Raw genomic sequence first — 20,336 nt, forward strand, 5'->3', positions numbered from 1 at the left:
AGAAAGCCTTTCGTCGACGAGAGCTCAGGCCTTGAACCGCGGGAAGGCACCGGCACCGGCGTAGACCGCGGCGTCGTCGAGCTCTTCTTCAATGCGCAGCAACTGGTTGTACTTGGCTACGCGGTCGGAGCGAGCCGGAGCGCCGGTCTTGATCTGGCCGCAGTTGGTGGCGACCGCCAGGTCAGCGATCGCGGTGTCCTCGGTCTCACCGGACCGGTGGCTCATCATGCAGCGAAGGCCGTTGCTCTGCGCCAGCGACACGGCGTCCAACGCCTCGGTCAGGGTGCCGATCTGGTTGACCTTGACGAGCAGGGCGTTTGCGTTGCCGCCTTCGATGCCGCGAGCGATCCGGGTCGGGTTGGTGACGAACAGGTCGTCGCCGACGATCTGGACCTTGTCCCCGAGCTCGTCGGTGAGGGTCTTCCAGCCTTCCCAGTCCTCTTCGTCCAGCGGGTCCTCGATCGAGACCAGCGGGTAGGAGGCAACGAGGTCGGCGTAGTAAGCAGTCATCTCGGTCGCCGACTTCTTCGAACCCTCGAAGACGTAGGACCCGTCCTCGAAGAACTCGCTCGCCGCGGCGTCCATCGCGAGCGCGATGTCCTTGCCCGGCGTGTAGCCGGCGGCCTTGATCGCGTCGAGGATCAGGTCGAGTGCGGCGCGGTTGGACTCGAGGCTGGGCGCGAAGCCGCCCTCGTCACCGAGGCCGGTGGACAGGCCGCGTTCCTTCAGCACGCCCTTGAGCGCGTGGTAGACCTCGGCGCCCCAGCGCAACGCCTCGCGGAAAGAGCCCGCACCGATCGGCGCGATCATGAACTCCTGGATGTCGACGTTGGAGTCGGCGTGCGCGCCACCGTTGAGGATGTTCATCATCGGCACCGGCAGCAGGTGCGCGTTGGGACCGCCGATGTAGCGGAAGAACGGCAGGTCGGCCGAGTCGGCCGCGGCCTGTGCGACCGCGAGGCTGACACCGAGGATCGCGTTGGCACCGATCCGGGCCTTGTTGTCGGTGCCGTCGAGGGCGATCATCTCCTGGTCGACCAGACGCTGCTCGCTCGCGTCATAGCCCAGCACGTGCGGGGCGATCTCCTCGGCGACCGCGTCGACAGCGTCCTGAACACCCTTGCCGCCGTAGCGTTTCTTGTCGCCGTCGCGACGTTCGGCTGCTTCGAACTGGCCGGTGCTGGCGCCGGACGGGACGGCGGCGCGGCCGACCGTGCCGTCATCGAGCGCGACCTCGACCTCAACGGTCGGGTTGCCTCGGGAGTCGAGGATTTCACGGGCGAGCAGGGCGTCAATCGTGGCCACTTGGTGAGTCTCCTGGCGCATCGTCGGGGCGTCCGGCAGGCGGTATGCCCGGGTCGCGTGCTGCGCGCCCAGACTATCGCCGAACCACTGCCCGGTCCGGGACGACCCGCAAAGTCAGTCCACGGAGTCCCGGGTGCGTCGGTCAGGCCATCGCCGCGAAGGCCGCGATGTCGGCGATCTCGCTCCCGTCGGCGTTACCACCGGAGCACACGACCGCGCACCGCTGCGGGTGCTCGGTGTCCTGCAACAAGCCCGCGAGCGCAGCTGCCCCGGCGCCTTCGGCCAGGGTGTGCGCTGCCGTGCTGAACAACCGCATCGCGTCCAGGATCTGGAAGTCGTCGACCAGCAGGAAGTCATTCATCCGTCCGTGCATCACCGACAACGGCAACTGCGAGCCGCTGGAGGTGGCGATACCGCTGAACCGCGTGTCGCACGCTGCCTGCTCGACCCGGCCACTGCGCCAGGAGTTGTATGCAGCGGGCGCCGCCGCGCTCTGCACGCCGATGATCTTGCAGTTCGGAGCCAGCTCGTCACGGACCACGCAGGCACCTGCGGCGCCGGACCCGCTCCCGACCGGGACGTAGATCGCCTCCAGGTCCGGATGGCGGCGCAGCAGCTCGAGGTAGATCGTCGCGTGGCCGTGCACGATCGCCGGGTCGTCACCGGGGCTGACGAAGCGCATCCCGCGCTCGGTGGCGATCTCCATGGCGTGCTGGCACGACTCCGTCATCGTCGCGCCGTGCCGGATCACCTCGGCACCCAGCAATCGGGTGGCGTGCGCCTTCTCCTCGGGCGCGGTCACCGGCATCACGACGATCGTCGGCGCGTGGGCGAGCCGTCCGGCATACGCCAGGCTCTGCGCGTGGTTGCCGGTCGACGCGCTGATCAGCCCCGCTTGTCGCTCGGCGTCGGTCAGTCCGGCCGCGAGCGACACTCCGCCTCGAACCTTGAACGCGCCTGTCGGCTGGACGTTTTCGTGCTTGACGACGACCTGCGCACCGACCGCTTCGTTGAGCGCGGGGTAGATCCACGACGGCGTCGGCGGCAGCTCGCCGGCGATGGCATCGGCAGCGTGCAGGACTCCGGCGAAGGTCAATGCGCTCATGCCTGCGAGTGTGGAGCACTCACGTCACATCAGTCCAATAGATGTTTTATCGCAATATCAACGACAGTATCGATATGTTGGCCGGGTGCTCGATCTTCGCCGCCTCCAGGCGCTCGTCGCCGTCGCACGCACCGGCTCGGTGTCCGCGGCCGCCGACGAGTTGCACTACGGGCAACCCACGATCTCCCATCATCTGCGTCGGCTGGAGGCCGAGACGCACACGGTCCTGCTGCAACGGGTCGGCCGCGGTGTACGCCTGACCGCGGAAGGTATGGCGCTCGCCCATCGCGCGGAAGAGATCCTCGCGCTCAGTCGACGCGCCGAGGACGAGCTGCACATGGCGGCTGGGCTGCGCGCCGGTCGAGTTCGGCTGGCCGCGTTCCCGTCAGCCACTGCGACCGTCGTGCCGCCTGCCCTGGCCGCATTGCGAGACTCGGCGCCCGGCGTGGCGATCGAGCTCGTGGAAGCCGAACCGCCGGACGCCATCGAGCTACTGCGCGCCGGCCGCGTCGACCTCGCGATCACCTTCACGTATGACGACACCGACGCCGAGCTCCTGAGCGCCGACACCGTGCTCACCGACCATCTCTATCTCGTCGAACCCGTCTCCGAACGAGCGCGCACGGTCGGGCGGGCGTTGCGCGCGCATCGCCATACAGCATGGGTGGCGGGGTGCGAGCGCTGCCGGGCCCAACTGGTCGAGCTGTGCACGGCGAGCGGCTACGAGCCCGAGATCAGCTTCGCGACCGACGACTACCTCGCGGTCCAGTCGCTCGTGGCACAGGGCTCACTGGTGAGCATCCTGCCCGGACTCGCACTCGCGGTGCACCAGCATCCCGGCGTGCGGGTCACCAGACTGCCTGCCACCCGGCAGGTCCAGGTCGTCACGTATGGCGCACCGCCGCGACCACGAGCCGTGAACGCGGTCGCCGACGCGATCGTCGAGGTGGCACGGGACGTGACCCTGCCGCGGTGACTTCGCGGGAACCGGCGAAGGCGGGTCTATCCACGTGTCACAATGTTCGGCGACTACGGCATTCTGCGCCATTCCGCCCTCGCGGGCGGCACAAGTGCGGCATCCTGTGTCAGCAGGCGCCGATGATGCCGCCAGCAGGTCCGCCCCTGGACCCAGTGCGTCGCACAGGCGCCCAGCATGACCACGCGCGTGAGTCGGTGAGAGTCGGCCACGCCTACCCGTGAGGCGACGCGGAACCCCGTCCCTCACGTCATCGACCTGGAAGAGAACCATCACGATGCCCGAATCTCGCCAAGGTGCGACGACGGCTGCCGAACCCGAGCAACGACAGATCACCAGGACCTTCTGGCCGCCGAGCGACTGGTCGCTTCGGCGCAAGGTCATCGCCTGTCTGGCGCTGCCGTTGGTCTTCGCCACCGTTGTGGTGGGCATCCGCATCGCGGGTGCCTGGACTGACGCACAGAACGCGTCGCAGGCACGGACCCGTTACCAATCGGTGCAACCGGCGATCGACTATCTGGCCAGCAGCCAGGACCTGTCGGCCCAGTTGGTGACCCCGTCGGCGAGCGACAAGACGGTCGGAGCCGCACGTGCACAGTTCCAACAGGCCCGGGAGACTTTGCAGTCGTCCATCAAATCGACGGACCTCAGCTCCCGTCAGCACAACCTGCTCAGCGCCGCGATCAGCACCGGTCGAGCACTGGACTCGGCAAACAACGCGACCTCCGGGTCGACGGCTCTCGCGCCGGGCGCCATCAGCTCCGACGTGCTGGGTTTCCTGGACGACCTCAACGCGTCACACCCGGAGTCGACGCTGAACGCGCTCCACGACCTCGTCACCGCACAGAGCCACCTTGCCGACGAACGGCTCGACCTGGCGCCCGAGACGAAGTTCTCCGACTCCCTGCGGACGCAGCTGTCGGCGGATGTCGGCGGCGAGCGAGATGCGCTGGAGCGCGTCCAGGCCGCACATGTGCCGAATGTGGACGTGTCGGGCGTGCAGTCGGACACCGTCAGCAGGCTTGCCTTCAGCACCGACGGCACCATGGACCAGGTCAAGAGCGTCACGCGGCCGGTGAGGGCGTCATACAGCTCGGCATACAAGGCCGCCGCGGCTGCGGCGACGGAGCGCGTCTCACGACAGGCGGACGACGCACGTCGCTCCGCGCTGCTGCAGATCGCGCTCATCATCGCGTTGCTGGCTCTCACCGCGGCCGCGGTGTACTTCCTGTCGCGCTCGCTGCTGCTGCGGCCGATCACCGCGCTGCGACGCAACACGATCGACGCCTCCCAGGAGCACCTGCCCGCAGCGATCGAGCGGGTCCAGTCGGGTCAGGGCGTCGGCCGGATCAAGAGCGTGGCCCTCACCAGCCGTGAAGAGATCGGCCAGCTGTCCCGCGCCGTCGACGACATGCAGAACCGCGCGATCCGGCTCGCGACAGAGCAGGCCACCTTGCGGCGCCAGATGACCGACATGTTCGAGACCTTGTCGCGACGTAGCACGTCGCTGGTCAACCAGCAGCTGAACCTGCTGGAACAGCTGGAGCGCTCCGAGGACGATCCGACACGCCTGGACAGCCTCTTCCGACTCGACCACATGGCCGCCCGGATGCGCCGGAACGGCCAGAGCCTGATGGTTCTCGCCGGCAACCACGCGCACGGCGGTCGGGCCGAGTCGCTGCCGATCGCACAGGTCGTCGGTGCCGCGATCTCGGAAGTTCAGGACTACCAGCGGGTCAATGTCGGTGGCTTGCCCGACCACACCGTCGACAGCAACGTCGCGAGCGACCTCGTCCACCTCATCGCCGAGCTCGTCGACAACGCGCTGACCTTCTCGCCGCCGGACTCCCGCGTCGAGATCAGCGGCGCACGCGCCATCGACGGTGGAGTGCTGCTGGAGATCGAGGATCACGGCCTCGGCATCGAGAAGGACGAGCTGAAGCAGCTCAACGAGGACATCTCCGCCGGTGGCAAGTTCGGCGTCGACACGACGCGGCACATGGGGCTCTTCGTGGTGGCGCGACTCAGCGACAGCTACGACATCGACGTCCGCCTGCGGTCTCGGCCCAGGCGTGGCACGGTTGCTGCGGTACACGTGCCGATGGCGGTCTTGTCGACCGAGCTGACCGTCGCAGCGCCGGCCGCGGAAACGCCGGATGAGATCGACCGTCGCCATGAACTCACACCGGCCATGGCAGCTCCGGCTGCCGCACCGGCATCCGCACCGGCCACGGACCGTTCGAACGCAACCGAGCCTGAGCAGACCGGCGCGGGGCTCCCCGCCGACGCCCGGGAGCAACCGGCGTGACCGCACTGACCGGCGCTGACTCGTTGGGCGCCGCTGCGGCGGCAAGGACCGTCAGTGCATCGGACCGCACCGACAAATGGGTCTCCCCGATCGGGGCCGCACCGACAGCCGATCCAGAGCGCGCGAGCGTGACGTCAGCGTTCTTCTCGGCCCGACAGTCCGTCAGAGCTGATGGCGACGGCCGCGACGACGGCCACCACGACGGGCAGACCGCAAGCCTGCCGATGCGCCGGCCGGAGTCCGCACCAACCCCGCCTAGCGCACCGACCCCTCCGGACGAGCAGTCGGCGCCGGTCACGCAGCCCGTGGAGCGCCATACGCCACTCCGCCTGGAGGACACCCCGATCTTCCGGCAGATCAGCTCGCGTTGGCTGGACGCGGACGGCGAGCAGGTCGCCTCCTGGTCCAGTCAGCGCACCGACAAGGCCTGGGAGGCCGCACAATTGGCGACCGAGCAAGGCTCCAACGGCGATGGATCGCTCCCACAGCGACGACCCGGTCGGTTCATCGTGCCGGGCGCCGTCGAACGTGCCGAGGCACCTCCGGTGCGCGACCCGGAGGCGCTGCGCGCCAAGCTCAGCCGCTACAAGGCCGGGGTCGAACGCGGCCGGCAGTCGACAGCAGCCAACCAGTCTGACGACCACACTCACAATGACACCGACAACGGATCGAGGCCCTGGTGACCGACCACTCCATGACTGCTGGCGATGGCGGTCAATTCGACTGGCTCGTATCGCGATTCGTGCAAGACACGCCTGGTGTGTCGCACGCGGTACTCGTCTCCGTCGATGGCCTGGTGATCGCCCGGAACAACGAGCTGCCGGTCGACCGTGCCGAGCAGATGGCGGCGGTCTCCTCCGGGCTGGCGAGCCTGGCCGCAGGTGCTGCCGGGCTATTCGACGGCGGCGCCGTGCTGCAGTCGATCGTCGAGATGCAGCACGGTTACGTGCTGCTGATGAGCGTGGGCGACGGCTCTCACCTCGCCGTACTCACCGCGGCCTCGGCCGATATCGGCCAGATCGGCTACGAGATGGCGATCATGGTCGAGCGCGTGGGCCGTGTCGTGGATGCGGTTCCGAGAACGTGATGACCGGCGATGACTGACATCGATCCGGACGCCGGGGACGGGTTCGCCGAGCAGTATGACGAGCCGGTCGCCAGTGTCGTGCGGCCCTACACGATGACGGCCGGACGCACCACCAGCCAGATCGATGTGCCGATGGAAGCGACCGTCGAACTCACCGGCGCCGGGCACGACCGCCGGTGGCCACCGCACGACCCCAGCAGTCGCATCGCCGACCTGTGCGCCGCCGAACGAGTGTCGGTCGCCGAAATCGCTGCGCGGACCGGTCTCGCCCTCGGCGTCACCCGCGTCCTCGTGGGTGACCTGGTCACTCACGGCTACGTGCAGTTACAGAAAACCCTCACCGACAGCACCTCCAGTGTCGAGCGCATCAGCTTGATCGAAAGGACCTTGCGTGGACTTCGCGACCTCTGACCCGAGCCGTCGTACGACGTCGACCAAGATCGTCGTCGCCGGCGGCTTCGGCGTCGGCAAGACGACTCTTGTCGGCGCTGTCTCCGAGATCGTTCCCCTCAAGACGGAGGCGACGGTTACCCAGTTGTCGGAGGGCACCGACAACCTGTCGTCGACGCCCAACAAGAACACCACCACTGTCGCAATGGACTTCGGGCGGATCACGCTCGCCGACGATCTGGTGCTCTACCTCTTCGGAACGCCCGGCCAGCGCCGCTTCTGGTTCATGTGGGACGACCTGGTCCGGGGTGCGATCGGCGCGATCGTGCTGGTCGACACCGCACGACTCGGCGATGCGTTCTCGGCGATCGACTACTTCGAGGCCAAGGGGCTGCCGTTCATCGTTGCGGTCAACCAGTTCGACGGCACGCGCGTGCACTCCGAGCAGGAGATCTCCGACGCGCTGGCCATCTCGCCGACCATTCCGTTGATCCGCGTCGACGCCCGTGATCGCGAGTCGGCCAAGGCTGCGCTCGTCCGCGTGACGGAGTTCGCGCTCCAGCACCATCAGGTCGCGGGCCAACTGAGCTGACCGCCTGGGTCAGCGACGGTCGTCGACGGCACGCATCTCATCGACCAGCGGTGACAGGCCCGAGTCGGCCTCGATCCCGTCGGCGGCACCGCCGCGGTCAGCGCTGCTCCGATGCGCGCTGACCTTGAACTTCCCGATGATGCGCGAGATCCGCAACTCGATCCCGACGATCTTGTCGAGTTGCTCGCTGACATAGTCGGCCGGTGCCTGGCCCATGTGCCAAGCATCCTCGCGCCCGTGCTCCATCGCGCCCGTCAGCTTGGCAACCGCTCCCCGGGTCCACCGCAGGTCATCGTGTATGACGAGCTCGCCATACACGTGTGCCACGAGGTAGTTCCACGTCGGCACGACCTGGTGGTGCTCCTGCTTGGACGGATACCAGGTCGGCGACACGTAGTGATCGGCACCGTTGAAGACGACCAGGCTCTCGCCCTCGTGATTGCCTTCGCGCCATACGTCATTGGCGCGGGCGACGTGACCGACCAGCCGGTCTCCGTCGGCACCGCTCTCGAGCAGGAACGGAATGTGGTTGGCGCTCAACGTTTTTCCGTCAGTCGTGACGAGAGTCGCCAACGGAACGGCGGCGATCAGTTGGGCGACATCCGCAGCGGACGGCGCTTCGTCATGGGACGGCAGATAGACCATGCACCCATCGTCCCAGCCCGAATCGTTTCGCGTCGCTCAATCAGCGTTCGCACGGGCCGCGTCGAGGTCGGCGCGGGTGAAGACCGACCGCACCTCGATGCCGGCATCCGCGAGACCCGTGGCGTCCGGTGGCCGTCGGTCGATCGCGCACAGCACCAGCTCAACCCGGGCACCGAGCTCGCGCAACGCCTGCGCGGCCGCGATGACGGCTCCACCGGTGGTGATCACGTCCTCGACCAGCACGACGTGCTTGCCCTCGACCGGGCCGCCCTCCGCAAGCTTGCGGGTGCCGTATTCCTTCGCCTTCTTGCGGACGAAAACCGTTGGTGCGTCTGCAAGTTGACCCAGCACGGCCGCGATGGGTACGCCACCCAACTCCAGACCGCCCAGCACATCGGCATCGGACGGAAGCAGCGGCTGCATCTCCTCGGCAACGCGACGGATCAGCTGTGGATCACCCTCGAAGAGGTATTTGTCGAAGTATTCGTCAGCCACCTGGCCGGACCGCAGGATGAATTCGCCGTGCAGCCGACAGCGGGCGTCGATCGCGGCAGCGAGGTCAGGATTCGTCATACGCGCAGCCTGCCATCCTCAGTCGGTCGCCGGACGGGCGATCTGTCGCAACACCGCGCGCAGTGCCGCGTCGGCTGACGTCCCGGCCGCGCGAGCTTCGGCCACGAGTGCCAGCAGGCGGGTGCCGAGGTCAGCCTTGTCGTCATACGTCAGCTGTATGTCGCGCCGGGCTGCCCGGGTGAGGACCTTCTCGGCGATCAGCAGCGGGGACAAGGAGACGGGTATGCCGGCCAGCAGGTCGTCCTCGTCGCGGTCGGCCTTCTCGGTCGCCTTGATCTGCTCCCACGACCGCTCGACCTCGTCCGGGGTGCTCGCGTCGCCATCGCCGAACACGTGCGGATGACGGCGAATCAGCTTCTCCACCAACGCTCCTGCGACATCGTCGATGTCGAAACCGGGGTCCTCGTCGGCGGCGATTCGTGCGTGGAAGAGCACCTGCAACAAGACGTCGCCGAGCTCCTCGGCGACGTGCTCGGTGTCACCGGTCTCGATCGCCTCGACCGTTTCGTGCGCTTCTTCGAGCAGGTATTTCGCGAGCGACTCGTGCGTCTGCTCGGCGTCCCACGGGCAACCACCGGGCGAGCGCAATGCGTCCATCACTGCGACAGCGTCCAGGAGCCGGGCGCCCGGCAGGTCCCACGAACCGACGAGCACCTCGATCTGCGGTGGTTCGTCGAGCCGGGTGAGTTCCTCCGCCAGCGCATCGGTCAGCCCGGGGTCGGCGTCCGGCGAGCCCACCCACAGGACCGACCCGGACCGGGTCGCATCAACGAGAGCGCGGGCCGCCTCGGCAGGCGAGTCGTAGGGCAACGCAGTGACGGTGATGCCCGAGACCTCGATGGCGGCCGGCAACGGGTCTTCGAGGTCGGAGGCGAGCACTCGCTCGGCGGCTTCCAGGGCCGTCCAAGCGTCCCGTGACATCAGCCCGGCGGGCAACCGCGGGCTCGTGACCAGAACGGTCAGCAGCGAAGTGGCGTCACTCACCCTTGGCCCTGAGGCGGCACCGGGGCCGGCACGGCCGAGGTCTTCGGGGTGGCCTTGATCCACGGGTGGGCGTCCGCGACCATGCCCTTGCCCTTCTCCCACGACCCGTAACGCGGGTTGACGGTGACGTTGCTCTTCTTGGTGAGCGCCTGCAGGCTGTTGTTGTCGAGGTCGCCGTTGTTGGCCAGGGTGCTGATCAACGCGTCGACGCGCAGCGCCTCCAGCGCGGTCGCCGAGAGCTTGACGTTCGGCTTCTGCGCCTGGATCGTGCTGTCACTGATCGGCGACTGGCCCTTCTTGGCGGCGTACTGCTCGATCTGCGGACCGACGGCCAACCGGCCGGCGACGACCGCCGGGTCGATCGGTGCCCCGACGAAGCTCGAGATGTCCTTAGCGGCCGTCTGCAGCTGGGAGTTGCTGACCGACTGACCGTCATAGGTCAACGCGGTGGTGCCGTCGTGCATCACCCCACTGCTCCCGCATCCTGCGAGCGCGAGGGTGCACAGCGATGCTGCGGCGCCCAGGGCGAATCGACCGCGACGGAAGCTCGGCATCTCGGTGTGGCCTTTCTCGTGCTTTGCAGAAATAGGCGTGGAGCGACGCCACGCCTCATGCATCATGCCAGCACGCCCTGTGCCGAGCGATGCCTGGTCACGCATGTCACGACGCCGCTCCCGCAGCCGCACCGATGTCGTCCAGCAGCACCGCCTTGATCAACTGTGCCGCCCAGCGCAGGACTTCGGTGTTGCGCAACGGCTGACCGCCCACCGGTGCGGTCTTCGGCTGCGGCACCAGGATCTGGTGTATGCCGGGCTTGACCATCGTCCCCTTGTAGATGCGCTCCAGCCGCAGCTGTTGACTCTCGCGCAGGTCGACCGGTCCGAAACGGACATTCCGGCCCTGCACGGCGATGTCACCGATGCCGGCCTGCCGCGCGATGATCCGCAACCGGGCCACCTCGAAGAGGTGCTGCACCGGCTCGGGGGTGCGCCATACCGATCGCGCAGTTCGGCCTCGATCTCGCCGAGCCCGGCCTCGTCCTCGACAGTCGCCAGCTTCTTGTAGGCCTCCAGCCGCAGCCGCTCCCCCGGCACGTAGTCGTGCGGCAGGTGGGCGTCGACCGGCAGCTCGATCTTGACCTCGGTCGGCGCGTTCGAGGTGCCGTCCCCGCGGAAGTCGGCGACGGCCTCGCCGACCATCCGGACGTAGAGGTCGAAGCCGACGCCGGCGATATGGCCGGACTGCTCGCCGCCGAGCAGGTTGCCGGCACCGCGGATCTCCAGGTCCTTCATCGCCACCTGCATGCCGGCGCCGAGGTCGGTGTGACTGGCGATCGTCTGCAACCGGTCGTGTGCGGTGTCGGTCAGCGGCTTCTCCGGCGGGAAGAGGAAGTAGGAGTAGGCACGCTCCCGGCCACGCCCGACCCGCCCGCGCAACTGGTGCAACTGGGAGAGCCCGAGCCGGTCGGCTCGATCGACAATGAGGGTGTTGGCGTTGGAGATGTCCAGCCCGGTCTCGATGATCGTGGTGCAGACCAACACGTCGAACTCGCGATCCCAGAACGCCGTCACGACGTCCTCGAGTCGGTGCTCGCCCATCTTCCCGTGCGCGGTCGCGATGCGGGCGTCGGGCACCAGCTCGCGCAGACGAGACGCCGCCTTCTCGATCGTGCTGACGTTGTTGTGGACGAAGAAGACCTGTCCCTCACGCATCAGCTCACGGCGTATGGCGGCCCCGATCTGCTTCTCCTCATAGCCGCCGACGAAGGTCAGCACGGGGTGGCGCTCCTCGGGCGGCGTTGCGAGAGTGGACATCTCACGGATGCCGGTGACCGCCATCTCCAGGGTGCGCGGGATCGGGGTCGCGGACATCGCGAGCACGTCGACCGCGGTGCGCATCTGCTTCAGCTGCTCCTTGTGCTCCACACCGAAGCGCTGCTCCTCGTCGATGACCGCCAGGCCGAGGTCCTTGAACTTGACCTCACTCGAGAGGAGTCGGTGCGTGCCGATGACGAGATCGACCGCGCCAGAACGCAATCCATCCACTACTTCGCGCGCTTCCCGGTCGGTCTGAAAACGGGACAGCGCTTTCACGACCACCGGGAAGCCGGCGTAGCGCTCGGTGAAGGTCTGGTAGTGCTGCTTGACCAGGATCGTGGTCGGCACCAGCACCGCGACCTGCTTGCCGTCCTGGATCGCCTTGAAGGCGGCACGGATGGCGATCTCGGTCTTGCCGTAACCGACGTCACCGCAGATCAACCGGTCCATCGGCACGGACTTCTCCATGTCGGCCTTGACCTCATCGATGCTGCTGGCCTGGTCGGGTGTCTCGACATAGGCGAAGGCGTCCTCGAGCTCGCGTTGCCACGGGGTGTCGGGAGCGAACGCGTGACCCTCGGTCGCCATCCGTGCCGAGTAGAGCTGGATCAACTCGGCCGCGATCTGTCGCACATGCCGGCGGGCGCGCGATTTCGTTGTCTGCCAATCGGATCCACCCATCCGGTTGAGCGAGGGCTGCTCGCCTCCGACATACCGCGTGACCTGGTCGAGCTGATCGGTCGGCACGTAGAGCTGATCGGCGGGCTGATTCTTCTTGGCCGGTGCGTAGTCGATCACCAGGTATTCGCGGGTCGCGCCGCCGACGGTGCGCTGCATCATCTTGGCGAACCGGCCGACGCCGTGCTGCTCGTGCACGACGAAATCGCCCGGGTGCAGTTGTAGCGGGTCGACGACGTTGCGACGACGGGACGGCATCTTGCGCATGTCCTTGGTGCTGCCGCCGCGCGTCGAGGAGCCGGTCAGGTCGCTCTCCGTGAGGAGAACGAAATCGCTTGTCTCCAAAGTGAATCCGTGACCGAGCGCACCCGTCGTGAGCTCGACGGATCCGGGCGCCAGGTCTTCGATGCGATGCGACGGGACGTCGTGGTCGCGCAGCACCTCGCCGATCCGGTGGCCGAGACCGGGGCCTTCGGTCACGATCAGGACGCGGTTGCCGTCTCGTGCCCAGTCGCGGATGTCGCCGATCGCCTGCTCGGTGTCGCCACGGTAGAGCGGCACCTCGGCGGTGCCGATCGTGACCTGTTCACCCGCGAGCGCGTCATCCTCCTGGAAGTCCGCGAGCTCGGCGTCAGAGGCGAATGACGAAAATGCCCACCAGGCAAGCTCTTTGGACAGCGCGTGGTCGCGCAGCTCCGGGAGTGACCAATAGGACGCTGTGCCGAGCACCGACTCGAGGTCGACCGGCACCGCATTGCCTGCCGCGGCATTCGCCCAGCTCGCGTCGAGGAACTCCGCGCTCGTCGCAACCAGATCGTGGGCGCGGGTCCGCACCCGCTCCGGGTCACTCAGCAGCACGTGCGTGCCGCGCGGCAGCACGTCCAACAGGGTCTCCATGCCGCCGGCCGTGCCACCCGCAAGCAGGATCGGCGCCAGGGATTCCATACCCTCGACCGCGATGCCCTCGGCGACCTTGAGCAGCATGTCCTGCACTCCGGGCAGTTGGGTGGCAAGGGTCGCCGCACGTGCTCGGACGTCCTCGGTGAGCAGCAACTCGCGGCAGGGCGGCGCCCACAGGCCGTGCTCGGCGAGCTCCAGGCTGCGCTGGTCGGCCACCTTGAACCAGCGGATCTCCTCGACCGTGTCGCCCCAGAACTCAACCCGCACCGGGTGCTCCTCGGTGGGCGGGAAGACGTCGAGAATGCCTCCGCGGACTGCGAATTCGCCACGTCGCTCGACCAGGTCGGTGCGGGTGTATGCCGCGCCGGCCAACGCCTCCACGACGTCGGGCAGCTCAGCATCCTGCCCGACGCGCAGCGACACCGGGGACAGGTCGCCCAGGCCCTTGGCGATCGGCTGCATCAACGCTCGCACGCTGGCGATGACCACGCTGATCTCGCCATACACCTCGTCATCGGCGTCGGGGTGGGCCAGCCGGCGCAACACGGCAAGCCGGCGTCCGACGGTGTCGCTGCGCGGGCTGAGCCGCTCGTGCGGCAGCGTCTCCCAGCTCGGGAACTCGACGATCCGCTCGCCCGGCAGGAAGCCACGCAGGCAGGCCGCCAGGTCCTGGGCCTCACGCCCGGTCGCGGTGACTGCGAGGACGGTGCGTGCAGCGCGGCCGTCACCGCCGCCCGCCACCAGGGCGGTGAGCGGCCCGCGAGCGCCGGCGGCGCAGGCGATGTCGACGACGTTTGCGGTGCCGACGTGTGACATCAGCCGGGTGACCGCCGGGTCACGCGCCAGGAGATCGAGCACGGGTTGCAGGCTCAAGACTGAGCAGCTCCTTCACACATCGAAGTTGATTCTGAACAAACACAGCGAGCTCAGGCTGCGTCGGCAGGGCGGCAGCTTGCTGACGCTCTGACCGGCGCAGAATAAGCCTCGGCGTGGCTGCCGTCGCAGACACGCAAAAGGGCCCCGTTCGCTGGCGAGACGGGGTTGACGCCCCAATTCTACGACCGAGAGGAGCACCGCCTGACCGAGAGGAGTACGGATTCGGGGTGAATCCATACTCCTCTCAGTGCATCGGTGCTCCTGTCGCTCAGAGGGCGAGTGCGTCAGCGGGCGTGGATGACATTCTGCGCGTCGGTCAAACCCTTGGTCATCAGCACCTCGACCGCCTCGGCGGCGTCCGGGACCAGGAAGCCCAGCTCCTTGCGCTCAGTGGCGTTGAAGTCCTTCAGCACGTATGCCGCCGCGTCCATCCGGCCCGGGGGCGACCGATGCCGACCCGCACTCTCAGGTAGTCCTTGCTGCCGGTGGACTTGGTGATCGACTTGAGCCCGTTGTGACCGCCCTCGCCGCCGCCGCGCTTGAGGCGCAATGTCGCGAAGTCGATGTCCAGCTCGTCGTGTATGACGATCAGCTGCTCGAGTGGGATCTTGAAGAAGCGCATCAGGCCGGCCACCGGACCGCCGGATTCGTTCATGTAGCTGGTGGGTGTTGCGATGATCGCCGACTTGCCCGCGACACGGGCCTGGGCGGCGAGCGCGCCGGCCTTGTGCGCGCGCAGGCTCGTGCCGCCGTCGGCCGCCATACGCTCGATGACCATGGCGCCGACGTTGTGCCGGTTGCCGGCGTATTTCGGGCCGGGGTTGCCGAGACCGACGATCAGCCAGGGTGCGTCGTCAGTCACGTGAGGTCCTATCGGGGTCGCGGAAACGCTTTGAAGATAACGCATTCCGGCTGCCACGGAGCTCGGCCGACACCGGAACGAGCGATGCGACCCTGCTCCGAGGTGGAGCGGGGCCGCATCAGCGATCGTGTGTGACTCAGGCCTTGTCGGCGTCGGACTCCGCAGACTCGCCGTCGGACTCCTCGGAGGTCTCCGGCTCGTCCTTCTCGATGCCAGCTTCGCCCTCGGCCTCGGCCAGCTCTTCCTCGAGCTCCTCGGCCGAGACCTGCTGGCTGACGTTGACGACCAGCAGCTCCTCGTCGGAAACCAGGGAGACACCCGCGGGCAGCTCGACGTCCTTGGCCAGGACCTGGCTGCCGGCCTCGAGGCCCTCGACCGAGACGGTGAAGGACTCGGGGATGGCGATGACGTCGGCCTCGACGGTGAGCGAGCTGTTCTCGACGACGACGTTGGTCTCCGGGGCGGCGTCGCCCTCGATGTGAACACTGACGTCGACGGTGACCTTCTCGCCGCGCTTCACGATGACCAGGTCGATGTGCTCGATGACCGGCTTGATGGCGTCGCGCTGGACGTCCTTGGCCAGGGCGAGCTCTTGCTTGCCGTCGAAGTCCAGGGTGAGGATCGCGTTGGCGTGCTTCAGCGCGAGCATCGTCTCGTGGCCCGGCAGGGTCAGGTGCACCGGCTCGGTGCCGTGCCCGTAGAGCACGGCCGGGATCTTGTGGTCGCGACGGATGCGGCGGGCCGCACCCTTACCGAACTCGGTACGCACTTCGGCGTCCAGACGAATCTCTTTCAGGGCCATGACTTTTCCTCGCTTTTCGAGCAGCAGTTGATGAACGGTGGCTGCCTCGACGCGGGACGCGGCGCGAGCGGTGAATGATCGAGGATCTGGTGCGCGCGGCAGCGACATACGAAACGGTCGCGGGTGCACACCTTGTCGATCACGGACTTTCGTACAACGTCCCTCGCCGAGGCTGGCGGCACACATCGTATGCCGCCCGGCAGCGCTGCCCCAAATCGAGAACCGCTCAGGACGTGAACATCGAGGTGACCGAGCCGTCCTCGAAGACCTCTCGGATCGCCTTGCCGAGCAGCGGCGCGATCGACAGCGGCGTGAGTTTGTCGAACTGCTTCTCAGGGGTGATCGGCAGCGTGTCGGTCACAACCACCTCACGGGCGACGGAGTCACTCAGCCGTTGGACGGCCGGGTCGGAGAGGATCGCGTGCGTCGCGGCGATGACGACGCTCGCGGCGCCATCCTCCATCAGCGCATCGGCGGCATGGCAGATCGTGCCGCCGGAGTCGATCATGTCGTCGACCAAGATGCAGGTGCGGCCTTCGACATGGCCGATCACCCGGTTGGCGACGCTGGAGTTGGAGCGGCTGACGTCACGTGTCTTGTGGATGAAGGCCAGCGGGGCGCCGCCGAGGCGCTTGGACCACTGCTCGGCGACCTTGATGCGGCCGGCGTCCGGCGAGACGACCGTCAGCTCCTCGGCGCCGTAGTTGTCCTTGACGTAACCGGTCAGGATCGGCAGCGCCTGCAGGTGGTCGACCGGCCCGTCGAAGAAGCCCTGGATCTGGTCGGTGTGCAGGTCGACGGTCATCAACCGGTCGGCGCCGGCGGTCTTGAACATGTCGGCCATCAGCCGGGCGCTGATCGGCTCACGACCGCGCGACTTCTTGTCCTGTCGGGCGTAGCCGTAAAACGGCGTCACGACCGTGATCCGCTTGGCACTGGCGCGTTTCAGCGCGTCGACCATGAGCAGGTGCTCCATGATCCACTTGTTGATCGGCGCGGTGTGGCTCTGGATGACGAACGCGTCGCAGCCACGCACCGACTCCTCGAAACGCACGTACATCTCGGTGTTGGCGAAGTCGCGCAACTCCGTCGGCACCAGTTGGGTGCCGAGATCGTCCGCCACCGCCTCGGCAAGCTCAAGATGTGCACGGCCGGAGAAGACCATCAGATTCTTCTCCGTGGTGCGCTTCATGCCAGTGCCCATTACGACTGTGAACCTTCCTGCTGTGCCTGATGTGCGGCATCCGCGGACGCGGTGCCATCACGCTTGCGTCCGACCCAGCCGGCGACATTGCGCTGCTCGGCCCGCGAGATGGCCAGCTCGCCCGGTGCGACGTCCTTGATGACGGTCGAGCCGGCTGCGACATACACGCCGTCGCCGATGTTGACCGGCGCGACGATGACCGAGTTGCTGCCGACGAAGCTGTGCTTGCCGACCGTCGTGCGGCTCTTGGTGACGCCGTCGTAGTTGGCGAAGATCGTGCCGGCGCCGATGTTGCTGCCCTCGCCGATCGTGGCGTCGCCGCAGTAGGTCAGGTGCGGCACCTTGGCGCCGTCGCCGATCTGTGCGTTCTTGGTCTCGACGAAGCCGCCGATCTTCCCGCCGCGGCCCAGCTCGGTGCCCGGGCGCAGGTAGGAGAACGGGCCGACCGTCGCGTCGGCACCGATCAGGGCCAGCTCGGCCACCGTACGTATGACGCTCGCGCCGTCCTGCACCTCGGTGTCGGTCAGGGTGGTGTCGGGGCCGATCACGCAGTCGGCACCGATCGACGTAGCGCCATGCAGCTGACATCCCGGATGTATGACGCTGTCCTGACCGACGCTCACCCCGACGTCGACCCAGGTGCTGCCGGGGTCGATGACGATCGCGCCGCTCTCGCGCATCAGCGCGTCCAGGGTGCGGCGGTTCAGCTCCTTGCCGAGCCGGGCGAGCTGCGCCTTGTCATTGACGCCCTCGGTCTGCCAGAGGTCCTCGAGCACGTGCCCGTTGACCCGCAGGCCACGACGCACCGCGATCTCGACCACGTCGGTGAGGTACTTCTCCCCCGCCTCGGCGTGGACTCCGACCTCGGCGAGCGCGTCGCGGAGCACGGCAGCGTCGAAAGCGAAGATGCCAGAGTTGAATTCGCCGATCTCGCGCTGCTCAGGCGTTGCTTGCTTGTGCTCGACGATCGCCTGCACGGCTCCGTCGCCGTCGCGCACGATCCGGCCGTAGCCGGTGGCGTCGGGCAGCACCCCGGTCAGCACGGTCACGGCCGAGGCCGCGCGCTCGTGCTCATCGGTGAGCTGTTGCAAGGTCTCGGCGGTCAGCAGCGGCGTGTCACCGGTGGTGACCAGGACCGTGCCGGCCAGCCCGTCCGGCAGCGCGAGCAGACCGCACTCAGCAGCTCGGCCGGTGCCATAGACGTCGTCCTGCTCGGCGATGACGATGTCCTCGGCGATCTCGCGCGCGGCCGCGGCGACGGACTCCTTCTGGGCTCGGACCACGACCGCGACATACTGCGCGCCGGTGCCGACGGCTGCGCTGACGGCGTGCCCGACCAGCGTCCGGCCGCCGATGGCGTGCAGTGCCTTGTTGCGTCGCGACTTCATCCGGGTGCCGTCCCCTGCGGACAGGACGATGACGGCTGCGGGTGCTGCGGTCACGGGGATTCGACTCCTGGAGCGCGCTGGAGGGCAAGTGACGGGACCGCGTGCGCGTGCGGCCCGGCGGCGATATTACCGGCACGTCCGGGGTGCTCGCGCCGTCGGCTCCTGCAGCAGGTCAGCGCCGGTCAGGGCTCATCCGCCGATAGTCGACGTTCGAGGTCGCGCCGTTCGGCCGGGTTGTCGGTGAGCTCGATGGCACGTTCGTATGCCGCCACCGCCTCCGCCATACGCCCGACGAGTGCGAGCAGCCTCGCGCGGGCAGCGTGAAAGACGGCGTACTGCTGCATCCTGCGATCGTCCGCGAGTAGGTCGAGCGCGTTCAGTCCGGCGGATGCTCCGTCGCGTTCACCGATCGCGACGCCTCGGTGCAACGCGACGACCGGGCTGTGGTCGACGGCGGCGAGTTGGTCGTAGAGCGCGACGATCTGGGTCCAGTCGGTGTCCTCGAAGCGCGGCGACGATGTGTGCACGGCCGCGATCGCTGCCTGAAGCTGGTAGCTGCCCGGATGGTTTCGCCGCAGGCAGGCCCGGACCAGTTCGTGCCCCTCGGCGATCAGGACGCGGTCCCAGAGCGCTCGGTTCTGTTGGTCGAGCGGCACCAGCTCGCCACCTGCGTCCAGTCGCGCCGGGCGGCGGGCCTGGGTCAGCAGCTCAAGCGCCAGAAGCCCGGTCACCTCGGGTTCGTCGGGCATCAGCGCCCGGAGCAGACGTGCCAGCCGGATCGCTTCGCTCGACAGGTCGTCGCGGACGGGATCGTCGCCGCCAGTCGTCAGGTGTCCCTCGGTGAAGACGAGGTAGATCGCACGCAGCACGCCGTCCAGCCGGTCGGGCAACTCCGCGTCGTCCGGCACCCGGAACGGGATCCGCGCATCCCGAATCTTGGCCTTGGCACGCACGATTCGCTGCGCGACGGTCGCTTCGCCGGTGATGAAGGCGCGTGCGATTTCGGCAGTTGTGAGGCCGCCGAGGAGGCGCAGGGTCAGCGCGGTCTGCGCCGCAGGTGCCAGCGCCGGGTGGCAACAGGTGAAGAACATCCGCAGTCGGTCGTCCGGCACGGCATACACCTCCTCACTCCCGGGTTGCTGCTGCTCGATCAGTTGCAGGGCCGCCGATTCCTTCGCCTCGCGCTTCTGCTCCCGGCGGATGCGGTCGATCGCCTGCCGTCGTGCGGTCGTGATGATCCAGCCGGCGGGGCTGGGCGGCAGTCCGTCCTGCGGCCACTTCTTGATGGCGATCTCGAACGCCGCCTGCACGGCATCCTCGGCGAGGTCGATGTCGCCGAGGACGCCGGTCAGCACGGACACCGCGCGGCCGTACTCGCTGCGGAACACGGCAGCCACGTCGGTCATTTCTGCGGCATACCGCCGATGAACGGAGCGACCTCATTGGCGAGGCCGGTCGCCTCGACATACCGACTCGCCCAGCGCAGCGCCTCGTCCAGGTCTTCGACGTCGATGATCGTCACGCCACCGACGAATTCGGCTCCCTCCGCGAACGGTCCGTCCGTGACCACGGGGCCGCTGTCGCTCGGCCGCACCATCGAGGCGGTGTCGGGCTGGTGCAGACCGCCGCCGAACACCCAGGAATTCTGTGCCACCAACTCCTCCCGGATGGCGCCGAGCTTCGCCATGATCGGCCCGAGGACGGAGTGGTCCGGCACTTCACCGACCGGCTGGATCATCTTGAGCAGGTACTGAGCCATGGCGTTCTCCTTGGGTTCGTACGCCGACCTCGTGCCAGCGTCTCACCACCTACACGAATGGCGGGAGGGCAAATCGACGTGAACC

17 protein-coding genes and 2 pseudogenes are annotated in these 20,336 nt (G+C 67.8%); 6 read left to right on the forward strand and 13 right to left on the reverse strand.

Features of this window, described 5'->3' with window-relative positions; translation table 11 throughout:
- Positions 1-24: 24 nt before the first annotated feature.
- Both eno and ACFQDH_RS00330 read right to left on the reverse strand, forming a co-directional pair.
- Positions 25-1,305, reverse strand: a complete 1,281-nt coding sequence (eno, locus tag ACFQDH_RS00325; RefSeq protein ID WP_382397398.1) for a phosphopyruvate hydratase — start codon at positions 1,303-1,305, stop codon at positions 25-27.
- Positions 1,306-1,447: 142 nt separating this feature from the next.
- Positions 1,448-2,410 carry a threonine ammonia-lyase gene (locus ACFQDH_RS00330; protein WP_382397400.1) on the reverse strand — a complete coding sequence of 321 codons (963 nt, stop codon included), beginning with the start codon at positions 2,408-2,410 and terminating at the stop codon, positions 1,448-1,450.
- Positions 2,411-2,495: 85 nt separating this feature from the next.
- On the opposite strand from ACFQDH_RS00330, the gene ACFQDH_RS00335 reads away from it, so the two are divergent.
- The 6 genes from ACFQDH_RS00335 (at position 2,496) to ACFQDH_RS00360 (ending at position 7,763) form a co-directional block, all read left to right on the forward strand.
- Entirely contained in the window at positions 2,496-3,386 is an 891-nt protein-coding gene (locus tag ACFQDH_RS00335; RefSeq protein ID WP_382397402.1) for a LysR family transcriptional regulator, read from the forward strand.
- A 277-nt stretch (positions 3,387-3,663) separates the two neighbouring features.
- Entirely contained in the window at positions 3,664-5,694 is a 2,031-nt protein-coding gene (locus ACFQDH_RS00340) for a sensor histidine kinase (protein WP_382397404.1), read from the forward strand.
- Complete coding sequence (locus ACFQDH_RS00345) at positions 5,691-6,377, forward strand: hypothetical protein (RefSeq protein ID WP_382397406.1); 687 nt, start codon at positions 5,691-5,693, stop codon at positions 6,375-6,377. The genes ACFQDH_RS00340 and ACFQDH_RS00345 overlap by 4 nt, the downstream gene beginning before the upstream one ends.
- Positions 6,374-6,781, forward strand: a complete 408-nt coding sequence (locus ACFQDH_RS00350) for a roadblock/LC7 domain-containing protein (protein ID WP_465253871.1) — start codon at positions 6,374-6,376, stop codon at positions 6,779-6,781. Before ACFQDH_RS00345 ends, ACFQDH_RS00350 begins: the two co-directional genes overlap by 4 nt.
- A 9-nt stretch (positions 6,782-6,790) precedes the next feature.
- Positions 6,791-7,192: a DUF742 domain-containing protein gene (locus ACFQDH_RS00355; RefSeq protein WP_382397408.1), complete on the forward strand. Its 402-nt coding sequence runs from the start codon at positions 6,791-6,793 to the stop codon at positions 7,190-7,192.
- The gene (locus ACFQDH_RS00360) at positions 7,173-7,763 is read left to right on the forward strand and encodes a GTP-binding protein (RefSeq protein ID WP_382397410.1); all 591 of its coding nucleotides are present in this window, start codon (positions 7,173-7,175) and stop codon (positions 7,761-7,763) included. The genes ACFQDH_RS00355 and ACFQDH_RS00360 overlap by 20 nt, the downstream gene beginning before the upstream one ends.
- A 9-nt stretch (positions 7,764-7,772) precedes the next feature.
- Here the strand turns inward: ACFQDH_RS00360 and ACFQDH_RS00365 are convergent, their stop codons facing one another.
- The 11 genes and pseudogenes from ACFQDH_RS00365 to ACFQDH_RS00415 form a co-directional block, all read right to left on the reverse strand.
- Complete coding sequence (locus tag ACFQDH_RS00365) at positions 7,773-8,408, reverse strand: FMN-binding negative transcriptional regulator (protein ID WP_382397412.1); 636 nt, start codon at positions 8,406-8,408, stop codon at positions 7,773-7,775.
- 36 nt (positions 8,409-8,444) lie between these two features.
- Positions 8,445-8,981, reverse strand: coding sequence for an orotate phosphoribosyltransferase (gene pyrE, locus ACFQDH_RS00370; RefSeq protein WP_382397414.1), 537 nt, complete (start codon positions 8,979-8,981; stop codon positions 8,445-8,447).
- 18 nt (positions 8,982-8,999) lie between these two features.
- Positions 9,000-9,965 (reverse strand): MazG family protein, encoded by a 966-nt coding sequence (locus tag ACFQDH_RS00375; RefSeq protein ID WP_382397416.1) that lies wholly within the window; start codon positions 9,963-9,965, stop codon positions 9,000-9,002.
- Positions 9,962-10,519: a YgdI/YgdR family lipoprotein gene (locus ACFQDH_RS00380; RefSeq protein ID WP_382397418.1), complete on the reverse strand. Its 558-nt coding sequence runs from the start codon at positions 10,517-10,519 to the stop codon at positions 9,962-9,964. The genes ACFQDH_RS00375 and ACFQDH_RS00380 overlap by 4 nt, the downstream gene beginning before the upstream one ends.
- Positions 10,520-10,625: 106 nt before the next feature.
- Positions 10,626-14,176 (reverse strand): annotated as a pseudogene (gene mfd, locus ACFQDH_RS00385) (transcription-repair coupling factor).
- A 344-nt stretch (positions 14,177-14,520) separates the two neighbouring features.
- Positions 14,521-15,143: pseudogene (gene pth, locus ACFQDH_RS00390) on the reverse strand (aminoacyl-tRNA hydrolase).
- Positions 15,144-15,234: 91 nt separating this feature from the next.
- The gene (locus ACFQDH_RS00395; protein WP_382397420.1) at positions 15,235-15,900 is read right to left on the reverse strand and encodes a 50S ribosomal protein L25/general stress protein Ctc; all 666 of its coding nucleotides are present in this window, start codon (positions 15,898-15,900) and stop codon (positions 15,235-15,237) included.
- 226 nt (positions 15,901-16,126) lie between these two features.
- On the reverse strand, positions 16,127-17,104 hold the full coding sequence (locus tag ACFQDH_RS00400) for a ribose-phosphate diphosphokinase (RefSeq protein ID WP_382397422.1): 978 nt from the start codon (positions 17,102-17,104) through the stop codon (positions 16,127-16,129).
- Positions 17,104-18,546, reverse strand: coding sequence for a bifunctional UDP-N-acetylglucosamine diphosphorylase/glucosamine-1-phosphate N-acetyltransferase GlmU (glmU, locus tag ACFQDH_RS00405; RefSeq protein WP_382397424.1), 1,443 nt, complete (start codon positions 18,544-18,546; stop codon positions 17,104-17,106). Before glmU ends, ACFQDH_RS00400 begins: the two co-directional genes overlap by 1 nt.
- Positions 18,547-18,674: 128 nt before the next feature.
- Positions 18,675-19,898, reverse strand: coding sequence for an RNA polymerase sigma factor (locus tag ACFQDH_RS00410; protein ID WP_382397426.1), 1,224 nt, complete (start codon positions 19,896-19,898; stop codon positions 18,675-18,677).
- Positions 19,895-20,251 carry a YciI family protein gene (locus ACFQDH_RS00415; protein ID WP_382397428.1) on the reverse strand — a complete coding sequence of 119 codons (357 nt, stop codon included), beginning with the start codon at positions 20,249-20,251 and terminating at the stop codon, positions 19,895-19,897. The genes ACFQDH_RS00410 and ACFQDH_RS00415 overlap by 4 nt, the downstream gene beginning before the upstream one ends.
- Positions 20,252-20,336 lie beyond the last annotated feature (85 nt).

The organism is Flexivirga alba, from assembly GCF_042661025.1.
GTDB classification, from domain to species: Bacteria; Actinomycetota; Actinomycetes; order Actinomycetales; family Dermatophilaceae; genus Flexivirga; species Flexivirga alba.

What these genes read in the sequence shown, in the direction of transcription:
- ACFQDH_RS00330 (WP_382397400.1), bottom strand. Translation starts at nt 2,410, where the DNA reads ATGAGCGCATTGACCTTCGCCGGAGTCCTGCACGCTGCCGATGCCATC.
- ACFQDH_RS00340 (WP_382397404.1), top strand. Translation starts at nt 3,664, where the DNA reads ATGCCCGAATCTCGCCAAGGTGCGACGACGGCTGCCGAACCCGAGCAA.
- ACFQDH_RS00355 (WP_382397408.1), top strand. Translation starts at nt 6,791, where the DNA reads ATGACTGACATCGATCCGGACGCCGGGGACGGGTTCGCCGAGCAGTAT.
- ACFQDH_RS00365 (WP_382397412.1), bottom strand. Translation starts at nt 8,408, where the DNA reads ATGGTCTATCTGCCGTCCCATGACGAAGCGCCGTCCGCTGCGGATGTC.
- pyrE (WP_382397414.1), bottom strand. Translation starts at nt 8,981, where the DNA reads ATGACGAATCCTGACCTCGCTGCCGCGATCGACGCCCGCTGTCGGCTG.
- ACFQDH_RS00380 (WP_382397418.1), bottom strand. Translation starts at nt 10,519, where the DNA reads ATGCCGAGCTTCCGTCGCGGTCGATTCGCCCTGGGCGCCGCAGCATCG.
- ACFQDH_RS00395 (WP_382397420.1), bottom strand. Translation starts at nt 15,900, where the DNA reads ATGGCCCTGAAAGAGATTCGTCTGGACGCCGAAGTGCGTACCGAGTTC.
- ACFQDH_RS00400 (WP_382397422.1), bottom strand. Translation starts at nt 17,104, where the DNA reads ATGGGCACTGGCATGAAGCGCACCACGGAGAAGAATCTGATGGTCTTC.
- ACFQDH_RS00410 (WP_382397426.1), bottom strand. Translation starts at nt 19,898, where the DNA reads ATGACCGACGTGGCTGCCGTGTTCCGCAGCGAGTACGGCCGCGCGGTG.
- ACFQDH_RS00415 (WP_382397428.1), bottom strand. Translation starts at nt 20,251, where the DNA reads ATGGCTCAGTACCTGCTCAAGATGATCCAGCCGGTCGGTGAAGTGCCG.